Here is a 25,749-nt window from a genome sequence, read left to right as displayed (position 1 = left end):
GCACCCCTTTTAAAATATTAATAAAACGATTGCAACGCCAGCACCAATAGCAAATGATGTTAGTGCTGCTTCTACACCACGTGACATGCCAGCAAGTAATTCCCCCGCCATGAGATCTCGAATTGCGTTTGTAATTAAAATACCAGGTACAAGAGGCATAACGCCGGCTATGGTGATAATATCTTGGTTTTCTGTTAGGCCAAATTTTGAAAATGTGGCCGCTATCATAATAACAACGGCAGCACTGATAAATTCTGAAAAGAATTTTATTTGAATATAGCGCTGCACAAAATCAAATGTTAAAAATGCGCCAGCTCCTGCAAGTATAGCAAAAAAGAAATCATTTATAACGCCACCGAACATAAATAAGAAAAATCCACATGCAATAGCAGCTGCAAAGAATTTAGTGACAGATGAAAATTGTAATGACGCGTGGTGTAGGTGAATAAGTTCTGATTTTGCTTCATCTATACTCAATTGATTACTTGAAATTTTTCGAGATAAGCTATTAGTTAATGCAATTTTTTCTAAATCAGTAGTCCGCTCACGTATACGTATTAATCTAGTGTTCGTGCGATTATTAAGTGAAAATATAATCGCAGTAGATGTCACGAAACTATATGTATCATCCAAACCGAAACTAGCGGCAATTCGTGTCATCGTATCTTCTACACGATAAGTTTCTGCACCACTTTCAAGCAAAATTCTGCCTGCAATGAGTACAACATCAATTACTTTATCTTCATCGATGATAGTGATTGAATCGGTCATAGCTTTGCACCTCCTAAGTAGTTCATAAATGAATAAAAAGTTTACAATATACGCATGCAACTTTCATTCGTGTTTCATCTGTATAGATGGTTTTTATAATTACCTTCTATATTGTAACAAACTTAAATTTAGAAATGATATGTTTTACATTTGATTTTAAAAGCATATGTGCCCAAGAAGACTATTGTTTTAAATAGCATTCATTGATATTTTCATTATATAACACAAAAAGGGCCGAAACATAAAGATGTTTCGGCCAGATATAGTACAAGTAAGGGATAGGGATGGCTGGAATGAAAATGTAATTTCTGTCTTATTCCTAGCACGATCAATTTAAAACAAATCGTTCATTTTAATAATCCAACAAAATTCAATGCCTTTTATCATTATATTATTCGAGCGTTATAGCTTAACAATAGGGTTGAACATAACTTGGTTGCGGCCTTCATTTTTAGCCATGTGTAACATATCATCCGCGACTTTAAAGACTGTACGTTGAGATTTATAATCATCTTTGGTTAGATAACCGACACCGATAGAAACAGATAATTTAATAACTTCTTTATTTGGCAAGTGGAACGTTGATTGTTCAACCCCTTTACGGATGCTTTCGCTCAATTTTACACATTGATCTAATGTATAGTCATATAAAACTACAGAAAACTCTTCGCCCCCGTTACGATAGATACTAAACTGTTGTGGGACGTAATTTTTTAACAATTGGGCGATTTGTCTTAACACTGCGTCGCCAGAATCATGTGAGTACGTGTCGTTCACGTCTTTAAATCCATCTATGTCAATAAGTAATAAACCTAAACTTTCACCATTTTTCTCAGCAATACGCGTCGTTTCGTTTAAATGTCTATCGAATTCTTTGACGTTGCCTAACCCCGTTAGATAATCAAATCTATCTTCGTTTTCGTATCGATTTACTAATGAGAAGAAATGCCAAATGTCCACGAACGTAATCGAAGAAGTGATAGTTAAGATGAAAGATAATGGAATTAAATATAATACTTCTTTAAATTCATAATAAGGACTGATAAATGACAAGATGATAAAGATAACTAACGTAATTAAGTTGAGAATCTGTAACGAGATAATATCATTTTGTTTTAAAAATGGTCCGACTGCGCCTACAATTATAGCAATAACAATGAGTATCATTGCGCTAATGATGGTATAATCACCAATTAATACGTTGACGAGAGAAACTATAAATGCTGCTAGCACTGTATAAACCATGTTTGTATATCTACCTAAAAATAGAATAGGAACAAAAGATAAGTAAAGTACATATTCATGGAAAATAGGTATTGGTTTTATGGTTAATAACAACGCTACAATTGTCATTAAAATTGTGACATATTCTTTTGAAAATACCATGTTTTTATTTTCTGAGTACTGTAAACGATGGAATAAATAGATGCCTGCGACAGTAACCGCAATATTGTAAATAATAGCTTCAAACATTTCCTTACGCTCCTTTAAATAAACACTTAGTTATTGTAAGTGAAAAGTTACATTTTGTCATCATTGATATATAGATATTAATAACATTTGTTTAAAATTCATGTTAAAATGTTAATTTGAGTGATTATAAAATAAATAATTTGATTATTCTATAAAAATACTAAGTTACGAGTTATTTTGCTCTAACCACCACATTACTATTTGTATTAGCAAAAGTACATCATGTATTATAGAATTAATGAGATTGTTCATAGCATCACTCAATAAAAATAAATTTTATTATGGCATAAAACACACTATGTGTATTCATTATAAATAAAATTTCGTATTTGAAATATATAGATAATTGATATTTAAATTCAATTTTTAAAGACTTAAATTAATGAAGGTGAACTGATGTATACATTATTATTAATCATTTTTTCAATGATTGTCAGTTTAATACTTACACCCATTGTTATCAAAGTTTCACATAAATTAGGGGTTGTAGATCAGCCTAATTTTAGAAAAGTACATAAAAACCCAACCTCTGTGCTTGGAGGTACCGTTATACTTCTTTCTTTTTTACTAGGTATTTGGTTGGGACATCCAATCGAAACAGAAGTGAAACCACTTGTCATTGGGGCAGTATTAATCTACTTAGTAGGATTAATAGATGATATCTATGATCTGACGCCAATAATTAAATTATTAGGGCAAGTGATTGCAGCATTAGTTGTAGTATACTATGGTGTAACCATTGATTTCATATCTTTACCAATTGGGCCAACCATACATTTTGGTATATTAGGTATTCCTATTACTGTCGTTTGGATTGTAGCGATTACCAATGCGATTAACTTAATCGATGGGTTAGATGGGTTAGCTTCTGGTGTAGCAACTATCGCTTTAATGACTATTGGGTTTATAGCTATATTACAAGCAAATATATTTATCATGATGATTTGTAGTGTGCTAATTGGTGCACTATTAGGGTTCTTATTCTTTAATTTTCATCCTGCTAAAATATTTTTAGGTGATAGTGGTGCATTGCTAATCGGATTTATAGTGGGCTTCCTTTCACTCTTAGGTTTTAAAAATATTACGTTTGTGTCTTTATTTTTCCCAATTGTTATTTTAGCTGTTCCATTTATTGATACGCTGTTTGCTATGATTCGACGCGTGAAAAAAGGTCAACATATTATGCAAGCAGACAAATCACATTTGCATCATAAATTGCTAGAATTGGGGTATTCTCATCGTCAAACGGTTATCCTTATTTATTCTATCGCATTGTTATTTAGTCTTTCGAGTATCATCTTATACTTATCACAACCGTGGGGCGTACTTATGATGCTCATTCTAATACTAATTACAATCGAACTTATCGTAGAGTTTACAGGATTAATAGATGATGATTACAAACCACTATTGAAATTAATTGAAAATAAAGATAGGCATAAAGAAAAATAAATAATGACATACCATAAAAAGTAACCGGCAATTTCAACAGAATTTGAAATTACCGGTTATTTTAAATGTTAATTGAACTAACTATATGATAAAACATCTTTTTTATACCGGTTAGTTTGTTGGTATATCAAATGGTAATTGAACCATATCTTGTTTAATCAGGCCATACTTACCTGAAGTAATGCTATTTAAAAATGAGATAAATGATTCATACTCTGCTTCAACTACATCTATTTGATAGCTGACCTTATCAGTATACTGCGTTTCCCTTAAGAAAAAAGATGTCCGTTCTAACTCATATTCAAACTTACCAGTAAGGTCGTAATCTATCGTTACAGTCGTAGGTATAGCTGAACGGAGTGCAACGCGACCTATATCATAAATGACATCTCTCACCGCGCCACTGTAAGCCCGAATTAAACCGCCACCCCCTAGTTTGATTCCTCCAAAATAACGTGTTACAACGACACAAACGTTATGTACTTCAAGTTTTTTTAATACTTCTAGCATCGGTATGCCAGCAGTTCCACTTGGTTCACCATCATCATTTGCTTTTTGAATGTTCATTTGATCACCAACAGTATAAGCTGAGCAATTATGTGTTGCTTCGTGATGTTGTGATTTTATAGATTTTATAAAATTTTTGGCTTCTGCTTCAGTTTCAACAGGTTGAATATGGGCGATAAATCGCGATTTGCTAATTACATTCTCTATTGTATGTGCTTCTTTTATTGTAATGATTGCTTCGTCCATGTCTAATCACTCCAGTCATAGTATACATCAATTCATTATATCGTATTATACACTGTTATGAATTGGAGTTTAATGTAAAAATAAATTTTCTTTTAATATAAAATAATGTATCATAGTTGTGAGTATAATTGAGGAGGATTATGATGAAAATTGCTGTGTTATCAGATTCAACGAGTTATCTGTCTCAAACATTAATTGATAAATATAATATAAAAATTGCTCCGTTAAGTGTAACTTTTGACAATGGTGAAAATTTTGTGGAAAATGCATCGATTTCAGCAGATGAATTCTATGAAAGAATGAAATCATCTAAAACAATTCCTACGACAAGTCAACCAGCGATTGGCGAATTTATAACGAATTTTGAAAAGTTACGTGATGAAGGCTATACAGATGTTATTTGTGTCTTTCTTTCTGCAGGTATTAGTGGTAGTTACCAAACTGCTACACAAGCAGGGGAAATGGTAGAAGGTATCGATGTTCATACATTCGACTCGAAAATTTCAGCAATGGTACAAGGAAGCTATGTACTTCGCGCAATTGAAATGATAGAACAAGGTTATGAACCAATAGAAATTATCGACGATTTAAAAGCGATGCGTGCAGAGACAGGTGCGATATTGATGGTCGATGATTTGAAAAATTTGCAAAAAAGTGGTCGTATTACTGGTGCTCAAGCGTGGATTGGTACAATGTTAAAAATGAAACCTGTCTTAAGATTTGAAGATGGACTTATTTTACCGGATGAAAAAGTACGTACCAAAAAACGTGCATTACAAGAAATCATAAATAAAGTGATACATTTAGTTAAAGATTATGAAGACGTGACTTTATTTGTAATTGGTGGCGATATTAAAGAAGATGCAGACTGGATGTATAACGAATTACAAGAAAAATACCCGCAATATAAAGTTCACTACTCTCATTTAGGGCCTGTTATAGCAGCGCATCTAGGTTCTGGCGGTATGGGTTTAGGGTACACTGGTAGAGCAATTCGTTTAGATTAATATATATTAAAAAATGGTTAGATATTTTATAGAGCGGAGGATGAAATTAAAAGTGAATACTTAATTTCTAATCCGCTTTTTTGTTTGGAGGTTATAAGAGATTAAATACTATGGAAGAGTGATTCATAATCGAGCATTATTAACTGGAGAACATGTGAAACAAATTTCTAAGGGGGTGACGCTTAAGCATGGAAGATGGATTTGTTCACAATGTCATTCAACTCGGCAATCCCATTTTTATCAATATAGGTCTGTAATTTTGGATAAAAAGATAGTTTATTGTCGTAATTGTGTGAATATCGGCAGGGTGGATAATATGAATGATGTGTTTCTAATTGAAACCCACAATGTTAAATCCTCATGTCATTACCAATTGCCCTTTGAATTATTTGAACAACAACAGTTTGCTTCTAAAAAAATAGTAACAGCCATTGCGCATTTACGTTCATTATTACTCCATGCAGTCACAGGCGCGGGTAAGACAGAAATGATATTTGAAGGCATTAAATATGCGAGAAATGAAGGGCTTAATATTGCTATTGTATCTCCACGGGTCGATGTAGTGATAGAAGTAAGTATGAGAATTAAGAAAGCTTTTGTTGATGAAGATATCGACGTTTTACATCAATCTTCACAACAACAATTTGACGGTCATTTTGTTATTGCTACAGTACATCAACTTTACCGCTTTAAACAACATTTCGATTTAATTATAGTCGATGAAGTCGACGCGTTTCCTTTATCTGTAGATCCTACCTTAATGCAGACATTAGTACATGCCTCAAAGTTTAAACACTGTCATATATTGATGACGGCTACGCCTCCACGTGTTTTAATGAGACAAATTAAACACTTAGAAGTTATAGCATTACCTGCCCGTTTCCACAGATATCCTTTACCAGTACCTCGCTTCCAATTTTTAAAAATAAATCCCCATAAAAAGCAATATAAATTATTAAAGTACTTGCAACAACAAATCGAACAACAGCGCTACACTTTAGTCTTTTTTAATAATATTGATGTGATGAAACGTTTATTTCATCTATATAAAAATGAGGTGCCTTCATTAACTTATGTATATAGTGATGACGCGTTACGATTTGATAAAATAGAGCGTTTGAGACGAGGCGACCACCAAATTGTATTTACGACGACTATTTTAGAAAGAGGATTTACCATGGCCTATTTAGATGTCTTGATTTTAAATAGTCATTTGTTCGAAGCCAATGCTATCGTCCAAATTGCTGGTAGAGTAGGGAGAAAAGCCGAAGCACCCACAGGTCTTGTATTGTGTATGCATGAAGGTATTACACTACCGATGTTACAAGCCAGGCATAGTATAAAGAAAATGAACAAACTCGCACAAAAAAGAGGGTGGATTGATTGAAAAAGACATGCATGCAATGCCAAACACGTTTGTTTGAATCCTTGAACGCTACCACATTTTATAAGAAAGCATCAAAACTATGTACTGTATGTAACGAACAGTGGGACGAAATGAAATTAGAGATAGATGGTCGTTGTCAAAAGTGTTTGAAGCAATTAAACGTCGCAGAAACAATATGTCTAGATTGTGCATTCTTGTCCGAAAAATTTAATTTAATGGATAAATTGTACTGCGCATACCAATATGATGGCATTGTAAAAGAAATGATACATCAATACAAATTTATGAAAGACGTTGCAATTGCTGAGATATTAGTAGAAAAAATAAGATTACCTCATCAAAAGTATGACTATGTAGTGCCTATACCTTCTTCCGTTTATAAAGATCAAGAAAGAACATTTAACCCCGTCCGATTTGTTTTAGATTTAAAACAAGTTAACTATCATTGCTTGCTTCGTATGCAATCACGTCCTAAACAATCAAAGTTAAGTAAGCCAATGCGTGCACAATTAGCGAATCCATTTGAAATTATCTCAATGGTTGATTTAAAAGAAAAAAATATTTTGTTGGTAGATGATATCTATACCACGGGTTTAACGGCTCATCATGCCGCACAACTATTATTTGATAGAAAAATCAGAAAATTCGATGTGTTTACGTTTGCACGTTAGGTGATTCGTGGTATTATATAGATAAGCACTATTACCAATATAGAGGTTTTAAAGGAGTCGATTACTATGATCAGATTTGAAATTCACGGAGAGAACCTCACTATTACTGATGCGATTCGCAACTATATTGAGGAAAAAATTGGTAAATTAGAACGTTATTTTAACAATGTGCCCAATGCAACCGCACACGTTAAAGTGAAAACATACCAAAACTCAACTACTAAAATAGAAGTAACTATTCCATTGAAGAATGTTACACTAAGAGCGGAAGAGCGTCATGATGATTTATATGCGGGTATTGACTTAATTAACAGCAAATTAGAAAGACAAGTTAGAAAATACAAAACACGCGTAAATCGTAAAAATAGAAAAAATGACGAACAAGAAGCATTTGCATCATTGCCCGAAGAAAAAGAAGCAGAAAATCTTCAAAACGATGACAATGATAGTGAAATCGAAATTATTCGTTCAAAAAATTTCAGTTTAAAACCCATGGATTCAGAAGAAGCAGTGTTACAAATGGATTTATTAGGCCATGATTTCTTCATATTCACGGACCGTGAAACAGATGGTACTAGTATCGTATATAAAAGAAAAGATGGAAAGTATGGACTGATTGAAACAACTGAATAATTCAGTTGCATTAGCGCCATAATATGTAAAACTGTAGCGTTCATGATTGAGTGAAATCATGGACGCTCATTTTTTGCTGTGTTATTATGTAATAATTTGAAAGTAAGACAGTAGGTTTATGTATATTCTATCTAATGAATTGTAAAATATTCAATCTACTGTAAGTAAAGTAGCAGCGGAAATAGTAAAACAATAAATGTAATAAGTGTAAATTTAAGCTAATAAATGATATTATAAATTGTTGTAAACAAAGAGTTATAAAGCTAAAGGAGCGAACAAAATGGGTTTTTTATCAAAAATTGCAGATGGCAATAAAAGAGAAATAAAACGCCTTGGTAAATTAGCCGACAAAGTCCTTGCATTAGAAGAGGATATGTCGATATTAACTGATGAAGAAATTAAAGCAAAAACAAAATCATTCCAAGAACAATTGCAAGAAGAAGAAGATATTAAAAAACAAAATAAAATGTTAGATGATATTTTACCAGAAGCATTTGCATTAGTTAGAGAAGGTTCGAAACGTGTGTTCAATATGACGCCATATAGAGTACAGGTTATGGGCGGTATCGCTATTCACGGTGGCGACATTTCTGAAATGAGAACTGGTGAAGGTAAAACATTAACAGCAACCATGCCTGTGTATTTAAATGCTCTGACTGGACGTGGTGTACATGTAATCACGGTCAATGAATATTTATCTAGTGTACAAAGTGAAGAAATGGCAGAACTATACGAGTTCCTTGGATTAAGTGTCGGTTTGAATTTAAATAGCAAGACAACTGCTGAAAAAAGAGAAGCCTACGCTTGCGATATTACGTATAGTACAAATAACGAATTAGGCTTTGATTATTTACGTGATAATATGGTGAACTACGCAGAAGAACGCGTAATGCGACCACTTAATTTTGCGATTATTGATGAGGTTGACTCTATTTTAATTGACGAAGCGCGTACGCCGCTGATCATTTCAGGGGAAGCAGAAAAATCAACTTCACTTTATACACAAGCAAATGTTTTTGCCAAAATGCTTAAAAATGAAGATGACTATAATTATGATGAAAAAACAAAAGCAGTTCAATTAACAGAACAAGGTATTGATAAAGCAGAACGTATGTTTAAAATAGATAATCTGTACGATGTGAAAAATGTTGATATTATTAGTCATATCAATACAGCATTACGTGCTCATGTGACATTACAAAGAGACGTAGACTATATGGTAAATAACGGTGAAGTGTTAATTGTTGACCAATTTACAGGTCGTACGATGCCAGGGCGTCGTTTTTCAGAAGGCTTGCACCAAGCAATTGAAGCTAAAGAGGGCGTAAAGATTCAAAATGAATCAAAAACAATGGCATCTATTACCTTCCAAAATTACTTTAGAATGTACAATAAATTGTCTGGTATGACAGGTACTGCTAAAACAGAGGAAGAAGAGTTTAGAAATATTTATAATATGACAGTAACCCAAATTCCTACCAATAGACCTGTTCAACGTATAGACAAACCAGATTTAATTTATATTAGCCAAAAAGGTAAATTTGACGCAGTAGTTGAAGATGTGATTCAAAAACATAAACAAGGTCAACCTGTCTTACTAGGTACAGTAGCAGTTGAAACAAGTGAATATATTTCTAATTTATTGAAAAAGCATGGCGTACGTCATGATGTGTTAAATGCGAAAAATCACGAACGTGAAGCCGATATTATTGCGAGTGCAGGGCAGCGCGGTGCTGTAACGATTGCTACAAACATGGCAGGCCGTGGTACAGATATTAAACTAGGTGAAGGCGTAGAAGAAATTGGCGGATTAGCAGTTATTGGTACAGAACGTCATGAATCACGTCGTATTGATGATCAATTGCGTGGTCGTTCAGGACGTCAAGGTGACAGAGGTGACAGCCGCTTCTATTTATCGCTACAAGATGAATTAATGGTGCGCTTTGGTTCTGAACGATTACAAAATATGATGAACCGTTTAGGTATGGATGATTCGACACCGATTGAATCTAAAATGGTATCACGTGCCGTTGAATCAGCACAAAAACGTGTTGAAGGTAATAACTTCGACGCCCGTAAACGTGTGCTTGAATATGACGATGTCTTACGCAAACAACGTGAAATTATATACAGTGAGCGTAATAATATCATTGATAGTGATGAGAGCGGGGAATTAATTAATACGATGCTTCGTTCAACTTTAGAAAGAAGCGTTCAATATTATGTAAGTGAAGAAGAAGATGAGCCTGATTATGAGCCATTTATCAATTATATTGGTGACGTGTTCTTAAATGAAGGCGAATTAAAAGAAGAAGAGATTAAAGGTAAAGATAATGAAGATATTTTTGATATTGTATGGTCTAAAATAGAGGTTGCGTTAAAAAACCAAAAAGAGAAAATCGGCTCTCAATTTGATGAGTTTGAACGTATGATTTTACTTCGTTCTATTGATACACATTGGACAGATCATATAGATACAATGGATCAATTGCGTCAAGGTATTCATTTGCGTTCTTATGGCCAACAAAACCCATTACGTGACTATCAAAATGAAGGTCACCAACTATTTGATACAATGATGCAGAACATCGAGGAAGATGTAAGCAAGTATATCTTAAAATCAGTTATTTCCGTGGAAGATGATGTAGAACGTGATAAGACAACTGATTTTGGTAAAGCTGAACATGTTTCAGCAGAAGATGGAAAAGAAAAAGCCAAAGCGGAACCATATGTCAAAGATGAACATATAGGCAGAAATGACCCATGTCCTTGTGGCAGTGGTAAGAAATACAAAAACTGTCATGGTGCTTAGTCATACTTTAAAATCAGCATATTGTTGTGACAGTTGAATAGATACTAATAAAACCATGAATACTACGCACCTTTTACAATTAGACGCTTTAGCCTATCTGTAAAGGGTGCTTTTTTGTGAGGTTCAAGTGTATTGTTTCTATGCTTGATTTGAAATGACTATTCTAAATTTTGTAAAATAAGTATGATAGTATAGTGATAAATATAGAAATGAAAATATTCATTCGTACAAAACGGGAGAGATGCATAATGGAATTATCTGAAATGAAGCGTAACTTAGATGCTTACAAGGAAAAATTAGAACAGCTTAGGGGGTCTCTTTGACTTAGAAGAAAAAGAGACGAATATACAAGAATACGAAGAAATGATGACGGATCCTACATTTTGGGACAATCAAGACAAAGCACAAGAAATCATTGATAAAAATAATACCTTAAAACAAGTTGTCAATGCTTATAGAAGTTTAGAAGCGAGTATTGAAGATATGGAAACAACAAGAGAATTATTATTAGAAGAAGATGACGCTTCTATGAAAAATGAGTTAGAAGAAAACGTCAACAACTTTGAAAAAGAACTAAATCAATTTGAATTGCAATTATTATTAGATGGTCCTTATGATACAAATGATGCAATCATTGAATTACATCCAGGTGCAGGTGGCACAGAATCACAAGATTGGACGAATATGCTTTTAAGAATGTATCAACGTTATTGCGAACAAAAAGGATTTAAAGTTGAAATTGCAGATTATTTACCAGGCGATGAAGCGGGTGTTAAAAGTGTGACTATGATTGTGAAAGGTCATAATGCGTATGGTTATCTAAAAGCGGAAAAAGGCGTGCACAGACTCGTTCGTATTTCACCATTTGATTCATCTGGGCGTAGACATACCTCCTTTGCATCATGTGATGTAATACCTCAATTTAATAACACTGAAATAGAAGTGGAAATCAATGCTGACGATATTACGGTTGATACATTTAGAGCTTCAGGTGCAGGTGGCCAACATATCAACAAAACGGAATCAGCGATTAGAATTACACACCATCCAACAGGTATCGTTGTGAATAACCAAAACGAACGTTCACAAATCAAAAATAGAGAAGCAGCAATGAAAACATTGAAGGCGAAATTGTATCAATTAAAAATAGAAGAGCAAGAACAAGAGATGGCTGCAATTCGTGGTGAACAAAAAGAAATCGGATGGGGCAGTCAAATTAGATCGTATGTATTCCATCCTTATGCAATGGTTAAAGACCATAGAACGAATGAAGAAACAGGAAAAGTAGACGCAGTCATGGACGGTGATTTAGGTCCATTTATTGAAGCGTATTTACGAAGCCAAATGGATTAATTAGAAGAGTATTATACTGAAAATAGTAAAGCTTGAGTAGGTTGGAAACTTTCTGACGACTGACCAGAAAACAGTTAACTATAAATGCATGTACTACCTCAATTATCTACCAATATATTTTTTGAAGTTAAGTTTGCTTGTTGTTACCTTAACCGCATTATATTTTTATGACGGGAGCGAGTATAAGAAACCAATTTAGTTTATTTGATTTCTAACTCACTCCTGTTTTTAATAAGCTACTATTTCATTATCTTTCTTTTTAAATATTCACCTAAAGTTGTTGTTGATGTAATCAATCATTTTAAGTAAGTATATAGCGTTTAGTGTTATTTTTATCAAAAATTTAAAATATTTTAAGTTATATGTAAAACGCAAACTAAAATGTTACAGTCGTTTTTTTATATAAAACAGCCCTCTTACATAAGGGGGCAGTATCAAGAGATAGAAAGATTTTTATTCGTTATACTTTAAAAGATATTTTAATAATTATCTATTGTATTACAAAACTATAACATTCACCTAAATCTTAAGTGCTTATGCTATATTATGATTGATTAAATTTAGACAGCAAAGGATTGAAACTTATAATGAAGAAAGGCTTAACATTTTCTGTAACATCAGCAGCTTTGTTTTTAGGAATAAATGGATTAGCATCGGCTGATCAAACTCATACAGTAAAAGAAGAGGCTAACTTGTCAGATATTGCGCGCGCGTTTGCAACAACGACAAACACAATACAATCATTAAATCACTTGGAGAACGTACAAATAGTTCAAGTTGGCCAAACATTAGTACTTCCAGATACAGATATTGTAGAAGTTAAAGAAGGAGACACGCTACAAGATATTGCGAATAAGTATAAATTAACTTTGGATGAAATTTACCAATTAAATCCATATTTAAATGAAATCATTTATCCTGGACAATTAATTGCTGTGTCGCAAAAGGGCTCATCGCATTTAAATAATCAAATAACAAGTATGTATGCACAACGTGCGAACAATGAAAATAATGAGTCTGGTATTGCGAGTATAAATGAATCAACAGCTTCAAATACACATCATTTTACATCGTTATCCAATCATTCAACGCCTGTATATCAACAGACTTGGTCATATTCAAATGCCGTGGCTTCAAATAATGAAGTAAACGACGTTGGTCATCATGATAGTTATTATCAACCGTCTCAAACTGTAGCCAATGGACAGAATTACTATGATTGGGGTCAGTGTACGTATTATGCATTTGATAGACGCCAACAACTTGGCAAATCAGTGGGTAGCCTATGGGGCAATGCAAATAACTGGGCGTCAGCAGCACGTCAAAATGGTTACGTGGTTAATTCCACACCAGAAGTAGGTGCTATCATTCAAAGCAGTGCCGGAAATTATGGTCACGTAGGCGTTGTTGAACGTCAAAATACGGACGGATCCATTTTAGTGTCAGAAATGAATTGGAACGGCTTTGGCCAAAAATCTTATAGAACGATTCATAATACAGGACAATATAATTACATTCATTAACCACCATAAAATAGATTCCATTTCAGTAGGAACAATAAGCATTTATATATGAAACGATGATATGGCACAGAAAACGTATTTTCTAAAATCACGTTGCTACCCATCCTAGCAAAGATGACTAGAAACAAGTGTGATACATGGGCTATAGTTTTCCTACTAGCTAGTTTCAGTGTATTACATGAGCTCAGCTCATGCATAAGTATGTCTTTAAAAGTAGTACTTTAGAAGCAACGCTTTATAAGCAATAATGCATTAGAAATTAAACTTAAGTTATTTTCATTTTAGCCATATGCTGACGATACCATATTTGAGGTCGAGACATTATTTATGTCACGGCCTCTTAATTATGATGACGTCCTTAAATAAATGGATGCGAAAATGTATTTATATTAAATATGTTGTATAAAATCATTCATTATATAGTAAGATAATGCCACTTTTAACGTATAACATCTCTAAACTACTTTTGTGGTATTTTGAAAATATCAAAACAGATAAAACTTGAAACAAGCGTATACTTGATTATATCTTTAAATTAGTATTAATTATTGACAATCAACTATATTAAAAAGACATTTTACTTGTTGAATGATATTATAAAACCAAGTATAATCAATCATTAAATAAATGAGGAGGCGCTATCATGGGAATACATCAATATTTTAAACGCTTATCAGATTTAGAAAAATTAATTAGATTGCCAGGAAAGTTTAAATATTTTGAGCATAATGTTGCTGCCCATTCCTTTAAGGTAACTAAAATTGCTCAATATTTAGGTACAGTCGAAGAATACCACGGCAATGAAGTAGATTGGAAAAGTTTATACGAAAAAGCCTTAAACCATGATTTCGCTGAGATTTTCACAGGAGATATTAAAACGCCTGTCAAATATGCTAGTGGTGAATTGAAAAAATTATTCTCTCAAGTAGAAGAAGAAATGGTTGATCATTTTATCAGTGAAGAAATACCAGAGCAATATCAAGCGATATATCGTAAACGTCTTCAAGAAGGCAAAGATGATTCGCTAGAAGGTCAAATTCTATCTGTTGCTGATAAAATTGATTTATTATATGAAACATTTGGTGAAATACAAAAACGTAATCCTGAACCTTTATTTTTTGAGATATATGAAATGTCTCTCGAAACAATCATGCAGTTTGACCATTTAAACTCAGTACAAGATTTTATAGAAAATATTATCCCAGAAATGCTAACAGAGAAATTTATACCTAAATCTGAACTACGAGAAACGACGATGTCTATTTTAAATAATAGGAATGGGTGACATAAATGATTTGGTATATACTTGCATCCTTTTTTCCCTGTATACTTGTAGTGCTTTTTAGCGTATTGACAAGAAGTAAATGGGTAGGAACTATTTTAACTTTAATTTTAATAGGGACTTCAATTGAAAAGGGCTTTTTCCATGATGAATGGATAATTTTTATAGATGTAGCTTCATTATTAACTGGTTACTTGATTATTGATCAACTCGAGCTACATAAAAAAGATGATGATTGAATAATAGGTATTAAGCAACTTAATTGATACGATATTAGGAACGGTATATAATGATTTAACTTCATTTTCTAGAATTAAAAATAGTAACTTAGACAAACATGGTGGTTTACTATGTTTGTTTTTATTTAGGAATAAAGTAATATGAAACTACGAACAAATGTTTGTATTTGAATCTGTGCATCTGTTAAAATATAAAATGTTAAGAGTATATTTTAATAAAATCTAGATACGCCAAAAATAAATTAGTCGAGTGATTAATTAGCTAGTTAAGTTATGTTCGTACGATAGAAATACAATAGGAGGCATGTGTTATTATGGAACACTACCCATTTAAATTGAAATCAGATTTTGATCCTAAAGGGGATCAACCAGCAGCAATACAAAAAATCGTAGATGGCGTGAATGAAGGAAAAAGGCATCAGACATTACTTGGTGCTACAGGTACAGGTAAAACATTTACGATGAGTAATGTGATTCAACAAGTTGGCAAACCAACCTTAATCATTGCCCATAATAAAACTTTAGCTGGTCAATTATATAGTGAATTTAAAGAATTTTTTCCTGAAAATAGAGTGGAATATTTTGTCAGTTATTATGATTATTACCAACCAGAAGCTTATGTCCCATCGACAGATACTTTCATAGAAAAAGATGCGTCAATCAATGATGAAATTGACCAATTGCGCCATTCTGCTACGAGTGCATTGTTTGAAAGAGATGATGTAATCATTATTGCTAGTGTCAGTTGTATTTATGGCTTGGGGAACCCGGAAGAATACCGTGACTTAGTAGTAAGTGTACGCGTAGGTATGGAAATGGATAGAAGTGAATTGCTGAAAAAACTTGTAGATGTACAATATACTAGAAACGACATTGATTTTAGACGTGGTACATTTCGTGTTAGAGGTGACGTTGTAGAAATCTTCCCAGCTTCTCGTGAAGAAATGTGTATTCGCGTTGAATTTTTCGGTGATGAAATTGATCGTATACGCGAAGTGAATTATTTAACAGGTGAAGTATTGAGAGACCGAGAACACTTTGCAATCTTCCCAGCCTCCCACTTCGTTACACGTGAAGAGAAAATGAAATCAGCTATTCAGCGCATTGAAAATGAACTCGAGGCACGTTTGGCAGAGCTTCGTGCAGAAAATAAGTTGTTAGAAGCGCAGCGTCTTGAACAAAGAACAAACTATGATTTAGAAATGATGAGAGAAATGGGATTTTGTTCAGGTATTGAAAATTATTCAGTACACTTGACTTTAAGGCCGATGGGGTCTACACCATATACGTTACTAGATTACTTTGGCGACGATTGGCTTGTTATGATAGACGAATCACACGTAACGTTGCCACAAATTAGAGGTATGTATAACGGTGACCGTGCGCGTAAGCAAGTTTTAGTTGATCATGGTTTCAGGCTTCCTAGCGCTTTAGACAATAGACCATTAAAGTTTGAAGAGTTTGAAGATAAAACAAAACAACTTGTATACGTTTCTGCGACGCCAGGGCCATATGAATTAGAACATACCGATGAAATGGTCGAACAAATCATACGTCCTACCGGGTTATTAGATCCTCAGATAGAAGTAAGACCAACGGAGAATCAAATTGATGACTTGCTTGGAGAAATTCAAGAACGTATCGATCGCAATGAACGTGTTTTAGTTACAACACTGACTAAGAAAATGAGTGAAGACTTGACCACTTATATGAAAGAAGCTGGTATCAAAGTCAATTACTTACATTCAGAAATCAAGACATTAGAGCGTATTGAAATTATTCGCGACCTACGTGTAGGCACATATGATGTTATTGTGGGTATTAACTTATTAAGAGAGGGTATTGATATACCAGAAGTATCTCTTGTTGTGATATTAGACGCGGATAAGGAAGGTTTCTTGCGTTCACAACGATCACTCGTCCAAACGATAGGGCGTGCCGCGCGTAATAGTGGTGGGGAAGTTATTATGTACGGTGATAAAATTACTGATTCTATGCGTTATGCGCTAGATGAGACAGAACGGCGTCGTTCCATCCAAAAAGAATATAACGAGAAATATAACATTACGCCTACTACAATTAACAAGAAAATACATGACGTGATTAGTGCTACAGTTGAAACTGATGAAACCAATGAACAACAACGTACAGAAGTACCTAAGAAAATGACGAAAAAAGAACGTGAAAAAACAATTGCTAATATAGAAAAAGAAATGAAACAAGCAGCTAAAGATCTAGACTTTGAAAAAGCAACTGAACTCAGAGATATGTTATTTGAATTAAAAGCAGAAGGGTGACAAATATGAAACAACCATCCATTGTAGTTAAAGGGGCACGTGCCCATAATTTAAAAGATGTAGATATAGAAATACCTAAGGATAAACTTATTGTAATGACAGGTTTATCAGGCTCAGGTAAATCATCGCTTGCTTTCGATACAATATATGCAGAAGGGCAACGCAGATATGTTGAATCCTTAAGTGCATATGCAAGACAATTTTTAGGACAAATGGATAAACCAGATGTTGATACGATAGAAGGTTTATCGCCTGCTATTTCAATTGACCAAAAGACAACGAGCAAGAATCCGAGATCTACTGTTGCGACAGTTACAGAGATTTATGATTATATTCGCTTATTATATGCACGTATTGGGAAACCATTTTGTCCTAATCATGGTATTGAAATAGAATCACAAACAGTACAACAAATGGTAGACCAAGTATTGCAACTGGAAGCACGTACTAAGATACAGTTACTTGCACCAATAGTGTCACATCGAAAAGGCGCTCATGAGAAATTAATTGATGATATTAGTAAAAAAGGTTATGTTCGTGTACGCGTTGATGGTGAAATTACAGATGTTAATGAGGTGCCAAACCTCGATAAAAATAAAAATCATACGATAGAAGTTGTGGTAGACCGTCTTGTTATAAAAGAAGGCATTGAAACACGCTTAGCTGACTCTATCGAAACTGCTTTGCAACTAGCAGAAGGTAACTTAATTGTAGATATCATTGGTGGAGAAGCATTAAAATTTTCCGAAAATCATGCTTGCCCTATCTGTGGATTCTCAATAGGAGAGCTAGAACCACGTATGTTTAGTTTTAATAGCCCGTTTGGTGCTTGTCCGACTTGTGATGGGTTAGGACAAAAACTTATGGTGGATTTAGATTTAGTCATACCTGATAACCATAAGACGTTGAATGAAGGCGCAATTGTCGCTTGGGAGTCATCGAGTTCAGATTTTTATCCAACATTGTTGAATCGTGTATGCGAAGTATATAAAATTAACATGGATAAACCTTTTGAAAAACTAACAGAGCGTCAAAAGGACATTATACTTTATGGTTCAAAAGATAAAGAAATTGAATTCACTTTTAAACAACGTAACGGTCAAACCAGAAAACGTACAATGGTTTTTGAAGGCGTTATAAATAACATTAATAGACGCTATCATGATTCCCCTTCAGAACTAGTAAGAGAAATGATGAGTAAATATATGACAGAACTTACATGTGAAACTTGTCATGGTAAAAGGTTAAGCCGCGAGGCATTATCTGTATACGTAGATGGTAAAAACATTGGCGAGGTTGTAGAACGTTCTATTAAGGATGCATTATATAATTATGAACATATTTCATTATCAGAACAAGATAGAAAAATTGCCAATCAAATATTGAAAGAAATTAATTCTAGGCTAGAATTTTTATATAATGTAGGGTTAGAGTATTTAACATTAAACCGTGCTTCAGGCTCTTTATCAGGTGGGGAAGCACAACGTATTCGTTTAGCAACACAGATTGGTTCGAGGCTCTCTGGTGTTCTTTATGTGTTGGACGAACCATCTATTGGTTTACATCAGCGCGATAACGATCGTTTAATCAATACATTGAAAGAAATGCGTGATTTAGGTAACACGTTAATCGTAGTCGAACATGATGATGATACCATGCGTGCTGCAGATTATTTAGTGGATGTTGGTCCAGGCGCTGGAGACCATGGTGGAGAAATTGTTGCTAGTGGAACACCTAAACAAGTTATGAAAAATGCTAAGTCATTAACGGGTCAATATTTAAGTGGTAAAAAGAAAATAGAAGTCCCGGAATCACGCCGTGAAGTTACAGATAGAGCGGTCAGCATTAAAGGAGCGCGTAGTAATAACTTAAAAAGTGTCGATGTGGACTTCCCACTTTCAACTATGACGCTTGTTACAGGGGTTTCTGGATCTGGTAAGAGTACTTTAGTCAATGAAATACTATATAAATCTTTGGCTAAACAAATTAATAAATCTAAAGTTAAACCTGGTGATTATGATGAAATTCAAGGTATCGATCAACTTGATAGAATTATTGATATAGACCAATCACCTATTGGAAGAACGCCACGTTCAAATCCAGCGACCTATACAGGTGTATTTGATAACATCAGAGATATTTTTGCCCAAACGAACGAAGCAAAAGTAAGAGGTTATTCTAAAGGCCGCTTTAGCTTTAATGTTAAGGGCGGACGTTGTGAAGCGTGTAAAGGTGATGGCATTATTAAAATAGAAATGCACTTTTTACCAGATGTGTATGTACCTTGTGAAGTTTGTGGCGGTTCAAGATACAACCGAGAAACGCTTGAAGTGACTTATAAAGGTAAAAATATTGCAGACGTTTTAGCAATGACTGCGGAAGAAGCGACAAACTTTTTTGAAAATGTTCCGAAAATTTACCGTAAATTGAAAACATTAGTAGATGTTGGTTTAGGCTATATTACTTTAGGTCAACCAGCGACTACTTTATCTGGCGGAGAAGCGCAACGTGTTAAACTTGCTTCAGAGTTGCACAAACGCTCTACAGGTCGTTCGATATATATTTTGGATGAACCAACCACTGGTTTACATGCGGATGATATTAGTCGTTTATTAAAAGTGTTAAATAAATTAGTAGAAAATGGGGATACTGTCGTTGTGATTGAACACAATTTAGATGTTATTAAGATGGCAGATCACATTATTGATTTAGGGCCAGAAGGCGGCGATGGCGGCGGTACTATTGTGGCAACTGGTACACCAGAAGCTATTGCAGAAGTGAAAGAAAGTTATACTGGTCAATATTTAAAACCAATCTTAGAGCGAGATACAGTGCATCAATAAGAAATAAATAATCATTTCTCATAAATGAGATGGAACTACTCTATACAACTGGCATAACCGGATGTACAGAGTAGTTTTTTTATCCGTAAAATTGAATAATCTATGTCAAATGCTAAGTGTATCGTAAATAAAATAAAAGTTAGTAATATCGTTAATAAATAATATAAGGTATGATATTAAGGATGGGAATTTAATTTTATCCTTTTTTATATAGATTATCATTCCTTTTTGATATGATAATGACATATGAAAATTCAGGAGAAATATTAATAGAGGTGAACTTATGTTAACAACCAAGAGTTTAATTGAACGCTTTGACCTTGAACTTATTGCAGGGGAACCGGGTTTAAATAAACAAATAAAAAATACAGATATTTCAAGACCAGGATTAGAAATGGCGGGTTATTTTTCGCATTATGCCTCTGACCGTATTCAATTACTAGGAACAACAGAATTATCATTTTATAATTTACTTCCAGACGAAGAACGCAAAGGTAGAATGAGAAAATTATGTCGCCCAGAAACACCAGCGATTATCGTGACAAGAGATTTAGAACCGCCTGAAGAATTGGTGGCATCAGCGAAAGAGTTTGATACACCATTGATTACATCAACAGTTGCAACGACCCAATTGATGAGTCGTTTAACTACATTTTTAGAACATGAATTAGCACGCACAACATCTCTACATGGTGTACTTGTAGACGTATACGGCGTTGGTGTACTCATTACTGGTGATTCAGGCATAGGGAAAAGTGAAACAGCGCTTGAATTAATAAAGCGCGGGCATCGACTTGTAGCAGATGATAATGTAGAAATTAGAGAAATTAGTAAGGATGAATTAATAGGTCGACCACCTAAACTCATTGAGCATTTACTAGAAATTAGAGGTTTAGGTATTATTAACGTGATGACATTATTTGGAGCGGGTTCTATTTTAACTGAAAAACGTTTACGCCTAAATATTCATTTAGAAAATTGGCATAAAGATAAACTATATGATCGTGTAGGGTTAAACGAAGAAACTTTACGTATTTTAGATACTGAAATTACTAAAAAAACAATTCCAGTAAGACCTGGGCGTAACGTAGCAGTCATCATAGAAGTTGCGGCGATGAATTATCGTCTTAATATTATGGGCATTAATACCGCTGAAGAATTCAATGATCGCTTAAATGCTGAAATATTACGTAACGGTAGTAATAACAAGGAGAATGAATAATGGTACTGAATTACATCGACCCAATTGCATTTGAACTAGGGCCTATATCGGTACATTGGTATGGCATTATTATTGCTGTTGGCATATTAATGGGTTATTTTATTGCACAAGAAAGCATTAAACGCATAGGATTTGATAAAGATACTTTAGTAGACATTATCTTCTGGAGTGCCATATTTGGCTTTATCGTGGCTAGAATTTATTTCGTCATTTTTCAATGGCCATACTACGCACAAAACCTAATAGAAATACCAATGATTTGGTATGGGGGTATTGCAATACATGGCGGCCTCATCGGCGGTTTTATTACCGGCATCATCGTCTGTAAGCAAAAAAATATCAACCCATTCCAGATTGGTGATGTAGTCGCACCGAGTTTAATTTTAGGACAGGGTATCGGAAGATGGGGTAACTTTATGAATCATGAAGCCCATGGTGGCCCAGTTTCTAAAACAGTTTTAGAAAATCTTCACATTCCAGATTTCATTATTAATAATATGTATATAGAAGGCCAATATTATCAACCAACCTTTTTATATGAATCTGTATGGGATATTTTAGGATTTGTCGTATTGATCTTGCTGAGAAAACATTTACGTATAGGTGATACATTTGCACTATACCTTATTTGGTATTCTATTGGCAGATTTTTCGTAGAAGGTATGCGTACAGATAGTTTAATGCTTACGAGTGATATCCGTGTAGCGCAAGTGATGTCTATCGTACTTATTATTGCAGGTGTCATACTTATGATTATAAGAAGAGTGAAATATAACGCACCAAGATATAAAGATGTGGGGCCTTTAACATGGCCAAATCAAAAGGTGAAGTGATAGAATATAATGCGTGACTTAAAAAAGACGAAGGTAAACGGTAAAAATCCTCTATGGTATATGTATCGTTATATAAACGGTTTTAAAATGTTTAAACAAACATGCATTATAGAGGTTTGTCGCTATTTACCAAATGTTAAATTAAAACATTGGATTTACCATAAACTATTAAATATGAATATAGGTAGTCATACGTCATTTGCTTTTAAAGTGGTGCCAGATTTACTACACCCTGAATATATAACAATTGGTGAAAATTGTGTGATAGGGTATAATACGACGATTTTGACACATGAATTTTTAGTAGATGAATTTAGAACAGGGCGTGTCTATATAGGAAATAACACGTTAATTGGTGCGAATGTTACAATATTACCTGGCGTTAAAATAGGAGATAATGTAAAAGTTGGAGCGGGTACGGTGGTGTCTAAAGACGTTCCAAATGATACATTAGCATTTGGCAATCCGATGCAATTTAAATAATTAGTGATACAGGAGGTGAGCATGGATGGCGCAAAAAAACAATAAAGTTATATCAATGAAACTAGACAGTCCTTTTTATAAAAAATTAGCTGATCAAAAATTTCAACAACAAGATTATAAAAAGGCTGCAGAATATTATGAAAAAGTGCTTGAAATGTCACCCCAAGAATTTGATGATTTTGAAATTAAAGTGAAATTTTCAGAATGCTTAGCACATCTTGGTTATCATAACAGAGCAGAACATATTTTTTATGAAATGATTGCTAAACAAACATCTGTAATCGATAGTTATTATCAACTTAGTCAATTAAACATCACATTAAACGAAGCAAACAAAGCGTTTTTATTTGGGATGAATTACGTGATTTTAGCAGAAGATGAAGACTATAGAGAAGAATTAGAAGACATGTTTGAGGTCTCTTATAATTCTGAGGAAAAGATTGAGACCGAGTGTCAACTATTCGCTATTCAGCTCATTTTTCAATATTTATTTTCACAAGGTAGATTACCTGAAGCACGCAATTTTATTCTGAACCAAAATGGAGAGATTCAAGATCATCGTGTTGTCAGAAATCTGCTTGCAATGTGTTACCTATATTTAAACGAATATGATACTGCCAAAGTCATGTTCGAACGCCTGCTTAATGAAGACAATACAGATGTACATGCACTTTGTCATTATACATTATTATTATATAACACAAATGATAAAGAAAAATATCAGCGCTATTTAAATATCTTAAGTAAAGTCATACCGATGAATGACGACGAATCCTTTAAATTAGGTATTGTACTTTGTTATTTAAAGCAATATGAAGCTTCGCAAAATTTATTACAACCTCTATATAGAAAAGGTAAGTTTCTTTCAATCCAAATGTATAATGCCCTAAGCCATAATCATTTCCATTTAAATCATATTGAAGATAGCAAATATTTTTGGTCTAGATTACAAGAAATTTCGCAAGTTGATGTAGGTTACGCCCCATGGGTAATTGAGGAAAGTAAAGATTATTTTAATCACCAAGTATTACCGTTACTGTTAAGTGATGATAGCCACCATAGGTTATATGGCATTTTCTTATTAAATCAATTAAAAGGTCGAGAAGTTTTATTAACGCAAGACATATGGGCTGTGCTAGAAGGTATGAATGATTATGAGAAATTATATTTAACTTATCTAATCCAAGGATTACAACTCAATAAGTTAGATTTTATTCATAGAGGCATGTTAATGTTATATAATATCGATTATTTGAAAAACAACTCAGAATTATTTATTGTATGGATTGATAAAGCAGAAGCAATTATTGCTGAAAAAGCAGATTTAACGCACGTAGATGATTATGTTGCTGCTTTCGTGTATATGTATTATCGGAGTATGGATATGAAAATTACGAAACAACAAGTCGTTGAGTGGTTTGACATAACAACATATCGTTTGAATAAGACGATTGATTATTTGATAAGCATATAATTTTATAAAATGCAAGAAAACGTATATAATGCATATAATGAATTAATAAATAGGAGGCAATTTAAATGGCTGAAACAGTGGATTTTGATGTTGCAATTGTAGGTGCAGGGCCAGCTGGCATGACTGCTGCCGTTTATGCATCGCGTGCAAATTTAAGTACAGTAATGATCGAACGCGGTATGCCAGGTGGACAAATGGCAAATACAGAAGAAGTTGAAAACTTTCCTGGTTTTGAAATGATAACTGGGCCTGATTTATCAACTAAAATGTTCGAACATGCGAAAAAATTTGGCGCAAAATATCAATATGGCGATATCAAATCAATCGAAGATAAAGGTTCATATAAAGTTATTAACCTTGGTAACAGTGAAGTTACGGCGCGCGCAGTAATTATTTCAACTGGTGCAGAATATAAAAAAATCGGTGTACCTGGTGAACAAGAACTAGGTGGCCGTGGCGTGAGTTATTGTGCTGTATGTGATGGTGCATTCTTCAAAAACAAAAAATTATTTGTTATCGGAGGCGGAGACTCTGCAGTTGAAGAAGGTACATTCCTTACAAAATTCGCTGACAGTGTAACGATTGTTCACCGTAGAGATGAATTACGTGCTCAAAAAATATTACAAGATCGCGCTTTTAAAAATGATAAAATCGATTTTATTTGGAGTCATACACTTAAAACAATTAATGAAAAAGATGGTAAAGTAGGCTCAGTAACATTGGAATCAACTAAAGATGGCGCTGAGCAAACATTCGATGCTGACGGGGTATTCGTATATATCGGTATGAAACCATTAACAACTCCGTTTGAAAATTTAGGTATTACAAATGAAGTAGGCTATATTGTAACAAATGAAGATATGAGTACTAAAATACCTGGTGTTTATGCTGCAGGCGATGTGCGTGCGAAAGGCTTACGTCAAATCGTAACTGCAACAGGCGATGGAAGTATTGCTGCACAAAGTGCAATTTCATATATTGAAGAACTTAAAGACGCTATAGAAGCATAACTTTAAAGCACACGCTTTTAGAGTGATGAGAGATTACTTTATCTATAGGTACTGACATAGCTAGAACGCCTGACTTACATTATTCATGTAAGTTGAGGCGTTCTAGCTTTTTTACATAGAAAAATGATAATAAAATGCTATAAGCTTATTTAATTCACATTATTTTTTGTTATCAATTCGTGATTAAATCAACGATTAATAGTAAAATTTGTTTGCTAAGTGATAAAACTA

20 protein-coding genes are annotated in these 25,749 nt (G+C 33.8%); 17 read left to right on the top strand and 3 right to left on the bottom strand.

Translation table 11 applies throughout. The features are described 5' to 3' along the window. Nucleotides 1–9: 9 nt before the first annotated feature. Together KA894_RS05830 and gdpS are read right to left on the bottom strand one after the other, a co-directional pair. Nucleotides 10–771: a threonine/serine exporter family protein gene (locus KA894_RS05830; protein WP_096810689.1), complete on the bottom strand. Its 762-nt coding sequence runs from the start codon at nucleotides 769–771 to the stop codon at nucleotides 10–12. A gap of 402 nt (nucleotides 772–1,173) precedes the next feature. Next, the gene (gene gdpS, locus KA894_RS05825; RefSeq protein WP_096810688.1) at nucleotides 1,174–2,244 is read right to left on the bottom strand and encodes a GGDEF domain-containing protein GdpS; all 1,071 of its coding nucleotides are present in this window, start codon (nucleotides 2,242–2,244) and stop codon (nucleotides 1,174–1,176) included. Between the two features lie 396 nt (nucleotides 2,245–2,640). Between gdpS and KA894_RS05820 the strand changes: the two genes are divergently transcribed. Continuing rightward, nucleotides 2,641–3,696, top strand: a complete 1,056-nt coding sequence (locus KA894_RS05820; protein WP_096810687.1) for a glycosyltransferase family 4 protein — start codon at nucleotides 2,641–2,643, stop codon at nucleotides 3,694–3,696. Between the two features lie 111 nt (nucleotides 3,697–3,807). Here the strand turns inward: KA894_RS05820 and KA894_RS05815 are convergent, their stop codons facing one another. Then, nucleotides 3,808–4,449 (bottom strand): YigZ family protein, encoded by a 642-nt coding sequence (locus KA894_RS05815; RefSeq protein WP_096810686.1) that lies wholly within the window; start codon nucleotides 4,447–4,449, stop codon nucleotides 3,808–3,810. A gap of 143 nt (nucleotides 4,450–4,592) precedes the next feature. On the opposite strand from KA894_RS05815, the gene fakB1 reads away from it, so the two are divergent. The 16 genes from fakB1 to trxB all read left to right on the top strand — a co-directional run bounded on the left by fakB1 (nucleotide 4,593) and on the right by trxB (nucleotide 25,518). Beyond that, nucleotides 4,593–5,456: a fatty acid kinase binding subunit FakB1 gene (fakB1, locus tag KA894_RS05810; protein ID WP_096810685.1), complete on the top strand. Its 864-nt coding sequence runs from the start codon at nucleotides 4,593–4,595 to the stop codon at nucleotides 5,454–5,456. Nucleotides 5,457–5,772: 316 nt separating this feature from the next. Further along, complete coding sequence (locus KA894_RS05805) at nucleotides 5,773–6,843, top strand: DEAD/DEAH box helicase family protein (protein WP_245337198.1); 1,071 nt, start codon at nucleotides 5,773–5,775, stop codon at nucleotides 6,841–6,843. Nucleotides 6,844–6,854: 11 nt separating this feature from the next. After that, entirely contained in the window at nucleotides 6,855–7,514 is a 660-nt protein-coding gene (locus tag KA894_RS05800) for a ComF family protein (protein WP_103373012.1), read from the top strand. Between the two features lie 66 nt (nucleotides 7,515–7,580). Further along, entirely contained in the window at nucleotides 7,581–8,147 is a 567-nt protein-coding gene (gene hpf / locus KA894_RS05795) for a ribosome hibernation-promoting factor, HPF/YfiA family (RefSeq protein WP_096810683.1), read from the top strand. 280 nt (nucleotides 8,148–8,427) lie between these two features. After that, nucleotides 8,428–10,959 carry a preprotein translocase subunit SecA gene (gene secA / locus KA894_RS05790; RefSeq protein ID WP_103373010.1) on the top strand — a complete coding sequence of 844 codons (2,532 nt, stop codon included), beginning with the start codon at nucleotides 8,428–8,430 and terminating at the stop codon, nucleotides 10,957–10,959. Between the two features lie 248 nt (nucleotides 10,960–11,207). Further along, nucleotides 11,208–12,312 (top strand): peptide chain release factor 2 gene (gene prfB, locus KA894_RS05785; protein WP_119487895.1). Its coding sequence is split into 2 segments (ribosomal slippage): nucleotides 11,208–11,279 and nucleotides 11,281–12,312, totalling 1,104 coding nucleotides; the frame shifts between segments, so codons are not numbered across the junction. Between the two features lie 587 nt (nucleotides 12,313–12,899). Beyond that, entirely contained in the window at nucleotides 12,900–13,835 is a 936-nt protein-coding gene (locus KA894_RS05780; RefSeq protein WP_107643926.1) for a COG3942 and LysM peptidoglycan-binding domain-containing protein, read from the top strand. A gap of 643 nt (nucleotides 13,836–14,478) precedes the next feature. Beyond that, on the top strand, nucleotides 14,479–15,120 hold the full coding sequence (locus tag KA894_RS05775) for a YfbR-like 5'-deoxynucleotidase (protein ID WP_096810679.1): 642 nt from the start codon (nucleotides 14,479–14,481) through the stop codon (nucleotides 15,118–15,120). Nucleotides 15,121–15,125: 5 nt separating this feature from the next. Further along, complete coding sequence (locus KA894_RS05770; protein WP_096810678.1) at nucleotides 15,126–15,356, top strand: CsbA family protein; 231 nt, start codon at nucleotides 15,126–15,128, stop codon at nucleotides 15,354–15,356. A gap of 311 nt (nucleotides 15,357–15,667) precedes the next feature. Further along, on the top strand, nucleotides 15,668–17,653 hold the full coding sequence (uvrB, locus tag KA894_RS05765) for an excinuclease ABC subunit UvrB (protein ID WP_174221781.1): 1,986 nt from the start codon (nucleotides 15,668–15,670) through the stop codon (nucleotides 17,651–17,653). A gap of 5 nt (nucleotides 17,654–17,658) precedes the next feature. Beyond that, on the top strand, nucleotides 17,659–20,496 hold the full coding sequence (uvrA, locus tag KA894_RS05760; protein WP_096810676.1) for an excinuclease ABC subunit UvrA: 2,838 nt from the start codon (nucleotides 17,659–17,661) through the stop codon (nucleotides 20,494–20,496). 283 nt (nucleotides 20,497–20,779) lie between these two features. Beyond that, nucleotides 20,780–21,718, top strand: coding sequence for an HPr(Ser) kinase/phosphatase (gene hprK / locus KA894_RS05755; protein ID WP_096810675.1), 939 nt, complete (start codon nucleotides 20,780–20,782; stop codon nucleotides 21,716–21,718). Next, complete coding sequence (gene lgt / locus KA894_RS05750) at nucleotides 21,718–22,551, top strand: prolipoprotein diacylglyceryl transferase (protein WP_174221771.1); 834 nt, start codon at nucleotides 21,718–21,720, stop codon at nucleotides 22,549–22,551. The genes hprK and lgt overlap by 1 nt, the downstream gene beginning before the upstream one ends. Before the next feature lie 9 nt (nucleotides 22,552–22,560). Beyond that, nucleotides 22,561–23,034, top strand: a complete 474-nt coding sequence (locus KA894_RS05745) for an acyltransferase (RefSeq protein WP_103373506.1) — start codon at nucleotides 22,561–22,563, stop codon at nucleotides 23,032–23,034. A 25-nt stretch (nucleotides 23,035–23,059) separates the two neighbouring features. Then, entirely contained in the window at nucleotides 23,060–24,508 is a 1,449-nt protein-coding gene (locus KA894_RS05740) for a tetratricopeptide repeat protein (RefSeq protein ID WP_103373505.1), read from the top strand. A gap of 65 nt (nucleotides 24,509–24,573) precedes the next feature. Next, on the top strand, nucleotides 24,574–25,518 hold the full coding sequence (gene trxB, locus KA894_RS05735) for a thioredoxin-disulfide reductase (protein ID WP_096810671.1): 945 nt from the start codon (nucleotides 24,574–24,576) through the stop codon (nucleotides 25,516–25,518). Nucleotides 25,519–25,749 lie beyond the last annotated feature (231 nt).

Origin of the sequence: Staphylococcus sp. GDY8P131P, from assembly GCF_017891975.1 — a bacterium.
GTDB classification, from domain to species: Bacteria; Bacillota; Bacilli; order Staphylococcales; family Staphylococcaceae; genus Staphylococcus; species Staphylococcus nepalensis.
This window is presented reverse-complemented; position numbering and strand designations above follow the sequence as displayed.